Annotated in this window: 13 protein-coding genes; 6 read left to right on the top strand and 7 right to left on the bottom strand. The window is 32.7% G+C overall.

Annotation, left to right across the window (positions count from 1 at the left end; translation table 11 throughout):
* Window positions 1-285: 285 nt before the first annotated feature.
* Both nhaC and ACW5YJ_RS04920 read right to left on the bottom strand, forming a co-directional pair.
* On the bottom strand, window positions 286-1,683 hold the full coding sequence (gene nhaC / locus ACW5YJ_RS04925; RefSeq protein ID WP_457338548.1) for a Na+/H+ antiporter NhaC: 1,398 nt from the start codon (window positions 1,681-1,683) through the stop codon (window positions 286-288).
* Window positions 1,684-1,711: 28 nt separating this feature from the next.
* Entirely contained in the window at window positions 1,712-2,782 is a 1,071-nt protein-coding gene (locus ACW5YJ_RS04920) for an NAD/NADP-dependent octopine/nopaline dehydrogenase family protein (RefSeq protein WP_017722873.1), read from the bottom strand.
* A 270-nt stretch (window positions 2,783-3,052) separates the two neighbouring features.
* On the opposite strand from ACW5YJ_RS04920, the gene ACW5YJ_RS04915 reads away from it, so the two are divergent.
* The 5 genes from ACW5YJ_RS04915 to ACW5YJ_RS04895 all read left to right on the top strand — a co-directional run bounded on the left by ACW5YJ_RS04915 (window position 3,053) and on the right by ACW5YJ_RS04895 (window position 6,343).
* Window positions 3,053-3,424, top strand: a complete 372-nt coding sequence (locus ACW5YJ_RS04915; protein WP_017722872.1) for a DUF4870 domain-containing protein — start codon at window positions 3,053-3,055, stop codon at window positions 3,422-3,424.
* A 322-nt stretch (window positions 3,425-3,746) separates the two neighbouring features.
* Complete coding sequence (locus ACW5YJ_RS04910) at window positions 3,747-4,208, top strand: CHAP domain-containing protein (RefSeq protein ID WP_017722871.1); 462 nt, start codon at window positions 3,747-3,749, stop codon at window positions 4,206-4,208.
* Between the two features lie 436 nt (window positions 4,209-4,644).
* Window positions 4,645-4,965, top strand: coding sequence for a DMT family transporter (locus ACW5YJ_RS04905; protein WP_017722870.1), 321 nt, complete (start codon window positions 4,645-4,647; stop codon window positions 4,963-4,965).
* Window positions 4,965-5,279, top strand: coding sequence for a DMT family transporter (locus tag ACW5YJ_RS04900; RefSeq protein WP_017722869.1), 315 nt, complete (start codon window positions 4,965-4,967; stop codon window positions 5,277-5,279). The genes ACW5YJ_RS04905 and ACW5YJ_RS04900 overlap by 1 nt, the downstream gene beginning before the upstream one ends.
* Before the next feature lie 107 nt (window positions 5,280-5,386).
* Window positions 5,387-6,343 carry a 2-hydroxyacid dehydrogenase family protein gene (locus ACW5YJ_RS04895; protein WP_107551700.1) on the top strand — a complete coding sequence of 319 codons (957 nt, stop codon included), beginning with the start codon at window positions 5,387-5,389 and terminating at the stop codon, window positions 6,341-6,343.
* Between the two features lie 103 nt (window positions 6,344-6,446).
* Here the strand turns inward: ACW5YJ_RS04895 and ACW5YJ_RS04890 are convergent, their stop codons facing one another.
* The 3 genes from ACW5YJ_RS04890 to ACW5YJ_RS04880 are packed head-to-tail and all read right to left on the bottom strand — an operon-like array spanning window position 6,447 to window position 8,654.
* The gene (locus tag ACW5YJ_RS04890; protein WP_457338547.1) at window positions 6,447-7,571 is read right to left on the bottom strand and encodes an FAD-dependent monooxygenase; all 1,125 of its coding nucleotides are present in this window, start codon (window positions 7,569-7,571) and stop codon (window positions 6,447-6,449) included.
* Between the two features lie 45 nt (window positions 7,572-7,616).
* The gene (locus ACW5YJ_RS04885) at window positions 7,617-8,393 is read right to left on the bottom strand and encodes an N-acetylglucosaminidase (RefSeq protein ID WP_107551702.1); all 777 of its coding nucleotides are present in this window, start codon (window positions 8,391-8,393) and stop codon (window positions 7,617-7,619) included.
* Window positions 8,394-8,420: 27 nt separating this feature from the next.
* Window positions 8,421-8,654, bottom strand: a complete 234-nt coding sequence (locus ACW5YJ_RS04880) for a hypothetical protein (RefSeq protein ID WP_017722865.1) — start codon at window positions 8,652-8,654, stop codon at window positions 8,421-8,423.
* On the opposite strand from ACW5YJ_RS04880, the gene ACW5YJ_RS04875 reads away from it, so the two are divergent.
* A complete protein-coding gene (locus ACW5YJ_RS04875) occupies window positions 8,542-8,781 on the top strand; it encodes a hypothetical protein (RefSeq protein WP_153672028.1) in 240 nt (79 codons plus the stop codon). The genes ACW5YJ_RS04880 and ACW5YJ_RS04875 overlap by 113 nt on opposite strands.
* A 182-nt stretch (window positions 8,782-8,963) precedes the next feature.
* Here ACW5YJ_RS04875 and ACW5YJ_RS04870 read toward each other — a convergent pair whose 3' ends face one another.
* Together ACW5YJ_RS04870 and fdhF are read right to left on the bottom strand one after the other, a co-directional pair.
* Window positions 8,964-9,431, bottom strand: a complete 468-nt coding sequence (locus ACW5YJ_RS04870; RefSeq protein ID WP_457338546.1) for a helical membrane plugin domain-containing protein — start codon at window positions 9,429-9,431, stop codon at window positions 8,964-8,966.
* Window positions 9,431-12,385, bottom strand: coding sequence for a formate dehydrogenase subunit alpha (gene fdhF / locus ACW5YJ_RS04865; RefSeq protein WP_107551703.1), 2,955 nt, complete (start codon window positions 12,383-12,385; stop codon window positions 9,431-9,433). Before fdhF ends, ACW5YJ_RS04870 begins: the two co-directional genes overlap by 1 nt.
* Window positions 12,386-12,635 lie beyond the last annotated feature (250 nt).

The raw sequence follows: 12,635 nt of genomic DNA, 5'->3' as shown, positions 1-12,635 counted from the left end.
TAGCGAAATATCACTCTAATTAATAATTAACTACGCAGAATAAAGAAAGAGTAAGTATAAGGTAGCGAGACAGAAATAAAATTTATTTTAAAAATTTCGTCTTTCTATCACAGTAAAAATCACTAATGTCGAAAATTCTAAAAGAGTTCAACTAAGCTTGATGTTCATGCTTTTATAATATTTAAGGCTGGACGATTAAATTCACCCCAGTTTCTTTAGCATTCTGCTATTCAAATATTAAAAATTCTAACCATCTTGCTTGTTTTAGAATTTTTTATAAAACCCTCATTCTGTAGTTTTTATTTTTTTAATACCAATACCGCTAAAACCATAAAATAGTGCAAAAACTATACATAAATAACATGGAACTGTCCATATAAAGAATTGATCTACAGTCACTCCTAACTGTTGAGTATAATAAATGCCTGACGTTCCCCATGGAATTAATGGAATAATCATAGTACCAGAATCTTCAAGTGTTCTAGATAAATTAGTACGATCTAATCCCATTTTATTATACATTTCCAACAACAATACACCTACCATAATAATTACAACAGAAGCCACTCCTGCTGCAAGAACCATCATAATTCCGCCAAGTACTGTAGCTAGTATTAACTGACCAACAGAATTGATGTTTTTAGAAATTTTATTAAGTATTACATCTAAACAACCGGCTTTTTCAACAATACCAGCAAAAGCATAACCACAAAAAATAGTAACGACAATTTCAGTCATGCTCATTATACCGCCCTGTTCAATTAAGCCAATCGCTCTATCAGTTAATTCTCCGTTACTTGATGAAACCATTCCTTTATTGAATCCATCAAATGTTGCTTTGAATCCGTCAACCATGTTAAACCCATTATTGAACACACCAACAATAATGGCACTTAAACTCGAAATAAGCATTGCTGGTACTGTTGATATTTTTATCAATAAACATATGATAATAATGATTAATGGCAACCAAACGAAAATATTAATGTTATAAATTTGTGATAGTTCATTAAGTAATGCATTAACATTTGATGTATTCGTATTGCCACCAAATTGTCTTCCAGCAATATACCAAACTATAAGTCCTATAATCGAAGCAGGAACTGTCGTCCACACCATTGCTCGGATATGTGAAAATATATTCACTTTTGTAACTAATGCAGCTAAATTAGTTGTATCAGACAACGGTGACATTTTATCTCCAAATACTGCTCCTGCAATAATTGCACCTGCAGCCATACCAGCTGGAATATGTAATTGTGTAGCAATAGCTATTAATGCAATACCTGCTGTAGATGCTGATCCCCATGCTGTGCCAGTTGCTACAGATGTAATAGCACAAATAATAAATGCTGATACTAAAAATAAATTAGGATTTAACAATTCTAATCCATAGTAAATTAATGCAGGTACTGTTCCTGAAAACATCCATGTTCCAACGATAATACCTACTGATAAAATAATGAAAATTGCAGGCATCGCTGTTGCTAAACGATACGTTATACCTTCCTCTAAGTCTTGCCATTTTAAACCTACACGTCTTGCTATCAAAGCTGCATATGCAGAAGATAGAATCAACAATGCTTGTATCGGAATTTCAAAAACAACGAAACCTGTAATTACGATTACAATCATTACTAATATGGTTGAGATTGACTCTAAAAATGTTGGTTGTCTTTTCATACGCAATCCCCCTCGTTAATTATGTTAATTAATCAAGCCCTAACTTATCTTTCCCTAATTCGTCTATCGTCAGTCCTTCTTCAAAGAAATCACGCTCTAAAATAGTTGAAGCAATTACTATGATTGCATCAATATTAGGTGTTGGAACGTCAATCTCACGTCCAAGACTAGACCACAATACGAGGCCATAGGCAATGTCTTCTGTTAAATAACGATTTTTGACATGATTTGGTCCCTTAATTTGTGAAAATACTGGACTTGTATTAAACAATCTATTTAATGGCTCATCTTCATCTTGTCTTTCTAAATAACCACGTTCAATACGTGCTTCCTTTGCCGAAGATAACTCAAATCCTAATTTACGACCTAATGTTAGACGTTCTAATTCAACCGCATGTAGTAACCTAACTGTGTGCTTAGTAATGCCTTCTTCATATAACGCAAATTCATCTGAATAATCGATGCGACCTACATTTAATAATGTTGGACCTGGATGAACTTCAGGATTACCATTTTCTAAATTAGTTTTCCATAAACTTTCTTCTTTTACAATATATGGATATAGTCTTTCAATTTTATCGAAACAATCACTTAAATAATCTTTATCATAAGTTGAAAAATGTACTTTTCTTACATTCAATGATAAATCTACACGTGCCTCTTCAAAATTCACTCGAGTACCGTATGTTAGTGTATTGACTTCCGCAAAATGAGGCATAACATCTATGTGCATATCCTCTAAAACATTCATAAATCTTATTGAACCCATAGCTGCTGCAATATTGAAGAAAATCAGTTGGTCTTTTTTCACAAAAGGAGCCATAGTATGTGCATAATGTTCAATAAATGATGATGGTATAATGACTTGAATGACTTCTGCATCACTAATTACATATTCCATGTCATCACTAATGTCTGTAAATGCTACAAAGTTTTCTTCACCTTCATTGTTAAAAGTAAATCCACCTTGTTCCAATGCTTTATCAAATTTATTAATAGATTGATTTCGACAATATAACTTCACTTCATGTCCCTTATTAATCATATCTAATGCTGCTGTTACCGCTCCATTCCCTGAGCCTACGATAGCAATTTTCATAATCAACCTTCTTTCCAAATTTATTATTAAGTACAATATTAAATCATTACTTTGAACTATAGCCTAATAAGAAATTGAATAAACACTGGTTTACAACTTAATTTTATGGCTATAACATAAGTAAGTATCTATAGTGACATTGCTATATTTTAACAACTAATGTCATATCAAAATAGGTATATTTTAAAAGTTTTTGAATTATTTTAATTACATACTTAAGTACAATTAGATTTGATATGATTATATTAAAGTAAAGGAGATTTGTTACTTATGACAACACATTTAGACGAACAGGTTTCAAACACATATGGGAATCAAGAGCCAGATGCGGATGCTAGATTAATGGCAACACTTATCTATGTATTAAGTTTCTTTACATCTTTAATTGCACCATTAATTATTTGGCTAATTAAACGGGATGAATCACCGTTTGTAGATAGAGCTGGCAAGAATTACTTGAACTTTTTACTTTCTTACTTAATTTGGATAACGGTTGCTACAATCGCTATATTTATTATTATAGGAATTATCATTCTTCCTATACTTGTACTTTTAAATTTCATTTTCACAATTGTAGCAGCTGTAAAAGCATATAATGGTGAAGATTATTTACCACCCTTATCCATTAGATTCTTCAAATAATTTGAATCACAATTTTGTGACTTTTTACAATGAATGTAACAATAACGTCGAAGTGTATTTTAAATTCATAACAAAAACCTTATAATATCACCGTTTTTGAAATATTACGGTTCGATACGATTTTGTAACCTTACATCTCGTTTATTACAACGATATGTGAGGTTTTTTTAATTGTTTTACAAAAGCGTAACATTCCACACAAAGCTTGATTCATCTGTTAGAGTATTACTTGTCGTTGAAAGCAAAGCGAAAAAAAAATTTAAAGATAAGCATTTAAGCTAAAATATAAACTTTTTAAAATCTCTGGGAGGATTTATTAATTATGAAAAAATTAGTTACAGCTACAACATTAACAGCAGGTATTGGCGCAGCAATCGTAGGATTAGATCACGGAAGCGAAGCTGATGCAGCTGAACAAACACAACAAACAAATGAAACTACACAATCAAATCATTCAAGCGCTAACTTATATACAGCAGGACAATGTACTTGGTATGTATTCGACAAAGTAGGTGGAGGTATTGGTTCTACTTGGGGAAATGCGAATAACTGGGCTTCTGCTGCTTCTTCTGCAGGTTATGCAGTAGATAACAATCCAGAAGCTGGTTCAATCTTGCAATCAGGTTCAGGTCCAATGGGTCACGTGGCTTACGTTGAAAGCGTTGGTAGTGACGGCTCTGTTACAGTATCAGAAATGAACTATAATGGTGGACCTTATTCAGTAAGCGAACGTACAATTTCAGCTGGTGAAGCAAGCTCTTATAACTATATCCACGTAAACTAATCTATAGTTACACAATAATAAATATTGTTATTTACTATAAGTAATTTTAATTCAACTTATTTATAGAAAATACCCTATTGAGTCCGGGACATAAACATATGTCTCGGACTTTTTTTAAAGAACCACTAATTTTCATTTATGAAAATTAGTGGTTCTTACACATGAGCCTTATCTCAGGTGTTCCTTTTATGAAAATTATCAGTGTTCTACAGATTAACTTCAATTAAATGCTTATTAAACTTTTCTAACCTCATACTCCTTGTCATTCATATATTAATATCTAGATTTGATTTTTTGTCCCTCATTTTTCTATTAGTTTCTCTTTATATTAAAATTAATAGAAAATCACTATAACTTTTATACAATTAATAACATTGAATTCTTATATATTATTTGAGAAAATAGAATAGTTTAGTGATAAAAGGAGGCACAATTTATGCAGTGGTTTAAAGTTATTTTAGCCGGACTAATTGAAATATTGTGGGTAACAGGACTAAATGCTGCTGATTCTTTACTTAGTTGGGCTAGTACAATCATCGTGATTATAATTAGTTTCTTCCTAGTTATTTCCGCTTGTAAATACCTTCCAGTTGGGACAGTTTATGCTGTCTTTGTTGGTATTGGCGCAGTTGGAACTGTAGCAGTAGATATGATCTTTTTGGGTGACCCATTTAACTTTTTAAAAGTCGGCTTAATCATTTTATTAGTTGTTGGTATTATTGGATTAAAATTATCAACAGAGGAGGCTGAAAGCTGATGGCTTGGTTTATATTATTTATCGCAGGACTATTAGAAGTCATCGGCGTTGTTATTTTAAATGAAATTGCACGAACTAAAAAGAAATGGTTAGTCATACTCTTAGCTGTCGCTTTTGTCTGTAGTTTTAGCACACTTAAAGTAGCAATGAACGATATACCAATGGGAACTGCTTACGCCATTTGGAGTGGAATTGGTACTGGAGGCGGCACTTTAGTTGGTATGCTCATCTATAATGAATCTAAAAGTATAAAGCGCATTTTCTTTATTGGTCTCATTATCTTATCCATTGTTGGATTAAAATTAGTAAACTAAATTTTACAGATTATAAAACGCTTTCATATTTTTCTATATAATCATTACTTTTATTTGTTTGACTCAATGAAATTTACTATACTTTGATATAAAGGAAGTGATTATACATGGTAAAAGTTTATATAGCAGGTCCAATTCCAGAGGTAGGACTCAACTTATTAAAAGATCAAGGTTTTGAAGTTGATATGTATGAGGGCAAAGGCATTATTGATAAAGAAACACTAAAAGAAGGTATAAAAGATGCCGATGCATTAATTAGCCTACTTTCAACAAATGTAGATAAAGATGTGATTGATGCAGCAAGTAATTTAAAAATAATCGCGAATTATGGTGCAGGTTTTAATAATATAGATGGCGATTATGCACGTCAACGCAATATAGATGTAACTAATACACCTAAAGCATCAACTAACTCAACAGCCGAATTAACATTTGGCCTTGTACTCTCAGCTGCAAGACGTATTGTAGAAGGAGATAAATTATGCCGTACAACTGGTTTTGATGGATGGGCGCCATTATTTTTCCGTGGTAGAGAAGTTTCTGGTAAGACTATTGGTATAATCGGTCTTGGAGAAATAGGTTGTGCAGTGGCAAAACGTGCCAAAGCATTTGATATGAATGTACTTTATACAGGCCCTAATCAAAAAGTTGATAGAGAACGAGAAATAGGCGCCAAATATGTAGATTTAGAAACATTATTAAAAAATGCAGATTTTGTAACAATAAATGCTGCATATAATCCAAACATGCACCATCAGATTGACACTGAGCAATTCGAAATGATGAAACCAACAAGTTACCTTATTAATGCATCAAGAGGGCCTATTGTCCATGAACAAGCCTTAGTACAAGCTTTAAAAGATAAAGAAATTGAAGGCGCAGCATTAGACGTTTTTGAATTCGAACCAGAGATCAATGATGAACTTAAAAAATTGGACAATGTTGTACTAACACCACATATTGGTAATGCAACATTTGAATCTCGAGATATGATGTCTAAGATTGTTGCAAATGATACAGTTAGTAAATTGACTAACAATAAACCTAAATACGTAGTTAATTAAAGTTTTATATCCTTATTCTATTAATTATTAACAACAAATAAAGAACCTAGAAACCCGTTTTACAATTCAAACGTATTTCTAGGTTCTTATTTATTACAGTATTTTATTTGCTCTTTGATTTGTATAAAAATTTTGTTTCTCTAGATACCAATTGATTTGGTATTAACTTAGCAATTTTATTTCTTAAAGCAATCAATATTCTATTACTTAGTTGTGCCACTTTACCTATTTTTCTAGACTTTTTGATTACTTTCTTTGTATGTTTAACGCGTAACTTATCATATCTTTGAAGTGCTTCTTCAAATGGATACGACTCCAAACAATTTGCAAGTACAATAGCATCTTCCATAGCTTGTCCTGCACCTTGTCCCATGTTTGGGGTAGTTGCATGTGCTGCGTCGCCTAAGAGTATTACGCGTTGATATACGAATGCTTTCAATGGTTGTAAATCATACATATCGTGTAATAAGATTTCCGTTTCACTTTGTTTGTCTAAAATCTGCCTAACTTCATTGGGAAAATGATTAAATCTAGCTTGTAAGTGAGGCTTACCATAAGATTTTAACGTAGCATCTTTTGCTTTAGCATTAATTGAAATAAACCAATATGCTTTATTATTCAATAGCGGGACAATTCCCACTCTTCCTTTAGATGACCAATATTCTTTAGCAACGTTGTCTGGTTTAATATTTACATCCTCTACTAAGCCTCTAAATACTGTATAGCCTTGATACAATGTTTTACTATTAGTCACTACTGTATTACGAACATGAGAGTGTATACCATCTGCACCAATACATAAATCAAATGCTTCTGATTGTTGTTCTGAGAAATGTAATTCAACTTTCAAGGCGCCACTATCCACGTGTGTTACTTTATGATTTGTAAATAAGATAGAGTCTGGTACATACGATTTAATAACATCTAATAACCCTTGTCTTGTCATAGTTAAATTCACAGTATTCTTTTTAAGTTTTGCTTTATTTAACACATTTCCTTTGTCGTCCAATACTTCCATTATATCTATAATTTGCCCAATATTTTTAATACCTTTAGCTAAATCATGTTTGCCTAATTTATCAATGACATTGCCGCCGATACCTATACCTGCTCCAACTTCAGCTATTTCACTATTTTTCTCAAACACCTTTATTTCATGTCCTTGCTCCTTTAATAAAGCTGCTGCGGTTAAACCACCAATGCCTGCTCCAACTATAGCTATTTTCATTTTCAAACCACTCCATATTTCCCTAGTCTTCTCTATTGTTATTGTTTATAAATAGTAATCTTTTTTTACATGATCTTTTTTTATACCTAAATCATCATAGTAACGTTGCATAAAGGTTGCGATGTTTTCATCCCATTCAATATCACTAGCATATTGATGTTCTCCTGGGGATTCTGGATTCCAACGCATTTGATATAACGAAAGTTGCTTATTTTCAAAATAATTATTTCTTACAAATTTAGCACCACCCATAATTGCCTTTTCTGGTGAGGTCCACTTCTGTTTCTTTGCAAAACTACTACCAGTATGAACAGCATCTTCATCAAATGCGCCTATGCCATAAAAGTTATAGTAGTGCTCTCCATCATCTTTAATACCTTTAGCTAAATCTGACTGGCCATTACCAGTTTCTACAAGCGCATGACTCACTAAATATAGCACGTTCACTTCATATTTATCTTGTGCTTTTAAAAACGCCTTACCTTTATTTTTTAAAATGCCCTTATCTTTTAAAATATTGTTTAATTCCTTTTCAGACATTGGCACTTTTTCAGAAATATCCATGTGGTTCAAATTATCTTTCTCATTATTAACATTCATTGCTTGCTTTACATCATTTTTTGAAGCTACAACAAATTGACCATCCTTTTCAGTCATATTTAATGTACCTGCTCCAACTTGCTTATCAACCGCTTCATCAAAAGTGTGGGTCTTGCGATTATCAAATAAATCTGTTTCATTAATAACCAATAAAACAACAAATATTAATACAATTAGCCCCACCAAAATCAATGGTAATTTACGCTTTAGATTTTCATTCATTATGTGAAATAACCCCTTATCCTACACTTATTTTGTTAATGTAACATAAGCAAATACAATAGCAATTAAAACAATTATAAAGGAAACATTAATTACTATTCTCATACCTTTTCGATCTCTAAATAACGTGTTAAATATAGTTAAACTAATGACTAGAGATAACACAAACATCGTCATCGCCATTAAAATATTAAAAGTTAATAAAAATACAATTCCAATAACTAGAAATATATTAGACATTATAGCTGAGATTTTTATCATTTTCGGATTGATACGTCTTCCACTCCTTGCCTTAAATAATAAGTTAAATAAAACACTAATAATAGAAATTGTATCACATTTAATCATCTTTCAATATGTCATTTTAAAAACAGTAACAGTAAGTTGATTAAAAGAAAATCAAATTTCATGATTAATTTTTGTACATTTCTAACTGTTTATTTACTTTTTAAGTAAATAAATATGTATCAATTGATGTCGATTAACCCTACCTATGAACATAGTAGAGGCTAGGACAATAATAACTATCCTAGCCTCGCTTATTTTTTAAATTTTATAATTGCAAACTTTCTATTCTCTAGACATGCCTCTTAGCATGTTCAGCATGTAGGTTAAACTACGATTCATTTCATCATCTTTCAATATACCCATTAAACCAGTAATAGATGTCTTTTGATTAGGGTTTGCTTTATTAGCAACACTCAAACCTTTATTTACCTTATTAAGCATTGTAGATAAATCATTTACATCTAAGTCACCAAGTAAGAACACAAGTGAAGCCATATTTGAAATTAACCCTGTATACTGTTCTTTGTTGAGTTCAACTGTAAACTTGTTAGCAATGACGCCTCTGCTTTTCACTGCACCGGATAATGCATCTAATAATTTAGCATCATCTAATGTACTGATAATATTAATTGCTTTTAAGATACTATCTTTATTGGCAACAATTGCATCTGTAACTTCCGCCAAACTATCTTGTTTCAGTTCTTCTTCGGACTTTTGCATACGTTTAATATTAGTTATTCTTTCAGCCATTATTTATCCACCTGACTTCCTGGGAATGTGTAATCCTCACGTTTCCATTTGTCTTGAACTCGAACACTATATTGTGGTTGACGTTGTTTATTAACACGGAAGTTCGTAGGATTCAGTGGTGATTTACCTCTACGCGTTTTCACTTCCATACGACAACTTGTGCGTTTGTATGATGGCGTATCTGTATCTTTATCAACATCACTATTAGTTAATAAGTTGATTGCACCTTTATCACCATGAACCATTGCATTATTATTTAAAGGAATATAAATTTGTTTACCTTTTACTCTATCTGTTACGTGAGCAATTAATTCTGCTTCGCCAGTTTCAGAAATTAATTTAATTTCTGCGCCTTCATGAATATCTCTTTCTTTAGCAAGTTCAGGAGATATTTCTACGAATGCATGTGGCATTTTATATTCCAATCCTGGTACTTTATAAGTCATATTACCTTCATGGAAATGTTCTAATAAACGTCCGTTATTAACATGTAAGTCATACTCTTCGTTCACTTTAAAGAAATTATCAAATGTTAATGGATAGAAATTAGCCTTACCATCTTCAAAATTAAATCCGTTAAGATATAACGTTGGTTCGTCTGTACCATCTTCAGCAACTGGCCATTGCAAACTATTATATCCTTCAAGTCTGTCGTAACTTACCCCTGAATAAAGCGGTGTAACTCTAGCAATTTCATCCATTATTTCGCTTGGATGTGTGTAGCCCCAATCATACCCTAATGATTTGGCTACTGCTTGGATAATTTCCCAGTCAGGTTTAGAATCGCCTTTAGTATCTAAAGCTTGATATAAACGTTGGATACGACGCTCTGTATTTGTAAATGTTCCAGTTTTTTCAAGTGAAGGACTTGCTGGTAATACAACATCTGCAAACGTTGCTGTAAATGTAAAGAATTCATCTTGTACTACTAAGAATCCAACTTTCTCTAATGCTGCTTGTACATAGTTGATATTAGAATCGACAATCCCCGTATCTTCACCATATAGATATAAGGAATCGATTTCACCTTCGTGTATACCTTCCATCATTTGATGATTATCTCTACCAACTTTGCTTGGTAATGCTTCGCCATATTCGCGTTCGAATTTAGCTCTAATTTCGTCGTCTACAACTTTTTGATAGCCTGGGAATTGATCAGGCATACTGCCCATATCACTACATCCTTGAACATTATTATGTCCACGTAAAGGATAAGCACCTGTGCCTGGTTTTCTATAGTTACCTGTCGCTAACAATAAATTAGAAATTGCAGTTGACGTATCACTACCTATATCTTGTTGTGTAACACCCATAGCCCATGCAATAGATACTGACTTAGCGTCTACTACTTGTTGCGCAAAATCGATTAATTCTTCTTTAGAAATACCTGTAGTTTCTTCTGCAAATTCCATAGTATATGGTGCTAATGAATTATAATAATCTTCAAAATGGTTTACCCATTCATCAATAAATGACTTGTCATGCAATTCATTATCAATAATATATTTTGTTACAGCAGATAACCACACTAAATCTGTACCTGGTTTTGGTTGATAGAAATTATCCGCACGCTCTGCCATTTCATGTTTACGTATATCAAAAACATTTAAAGTATTGTTATATAATTTATGCCCTCGTTTAATACGAGATGCAATCACTGGATGTGCTTCTGCTGTATTTGTACCTATCAATACAACCATATCTGCAATCTCAAGATCGTCTATTGAGCCTGAGTCACCGCCATGTCCTACAGTTCTAAATAACCCTTTAGTCGCTGGCGCTTGACAATAACGTGAGCAATTATCTACATTATTTGTACCAATAACTTGTCTAGCGAGTTTTTGCATGAGATAAGATTCTTCATTTGTAGCTTTAGAAGAAGAAATAAATGCTAAACCATCAGAGCCGTGCGATGCTTTCACCTTGTTAAAATTGTCCGCAACAACTTTCAATGCTTCTTCCCATTCAACCTCTTCAAACTGCCCATTTTTACGTACTAAAGGCTTCGTTAAACGTTCATCTGAATCAACATAATCCCAACCAAATTTTCCTTTAACACAAGAAGAAATTTTATTTGCTGGTGATTCATGTTGTGGCTGAACCTTTAACACTTCTCTATCTTTTGTCCACACATCGAAAGAACAACCTACACCACAGTATGTACATACTGTCTTAGTTTTTTCGATACGTTCTTCGCGCATAGCCGCTTCTGAGTCTGAAACAGCAAACAACGGACCATAACCGGGCTCTGCTTTTTTAGTTAAATCAATCATCGCTGCAAGTGAACCTGGCTCTAAATCTGTCATGTAACCTGCGTTACCTTCCATATTCACTTCCATCATTGCATTACATGGACATACCGTTGCACATTGTCCACAGCCTACACATGATGAATCATTTATCGTTGTATCATTGTCCCAGATTACTCGTGGCTGTTGACGTTCCCAATCAATTGTAAGTGTTTCGTTAACTTGAACGTCTTGGCAAACTTCAACGCAACGACCACACAAAATACATTGATTTGGGTCATAACGATAGAATGGACCGTAATCTTTTTCATAGGGTTTTTCCTTATATTCATAAGTTTGATGTTCTAATCCCCATTGATCCATTGTATTGTGAATTTCACAGTCACCATTGTTATAATCACACACTGTACAATAAAGCATATGCTTTTCTAAAATTCTATCAAGTGCTTCTTTTTGACTTGTTTGGACTTTGTCGTTTTGCGTATTAACAATCATTGGTTTGTCTATCGTCGTGCTACATGCTCGTTGCATTTTACCATCAATTTCCACAGTACATGTATCACAAGTTTGGATAGGACCTAACGATTCGTTATAGCATATCGACGGAACAAAAGTATCTTGTGATTTAATAAACTGAAGTAAATTTGTTCCGGGTTCCACAAGATAGTCTTTACCGTCTAAAGAGACAATTAAATGTTCTTGCATAATCTTCACCCCTATTATTTATTCTACCCATGTAAAAACTTCATAAGATGTTGGTCAACATTCCATCTAAAAAGCCCCACACTTTTTAAGATAATGTTACTTACATTGTATATGTATTTACATTAAATGTTAAGGTATTCTATTATATTTCACTGTTTTTTATTTTTTATTTAGTATATAGCGCAAAATTAAACGTATAGAACATGAAACTATTACCATTACAATAGCCAAAATAAAAAAGCTATATATT

It is taken from the genome of Staphylococcus sp. mip270_02 (genome assembly GCF_054031535.1).
This window is presented reverse-complemented; position numbering and strand designations above follow the sequence as displayed.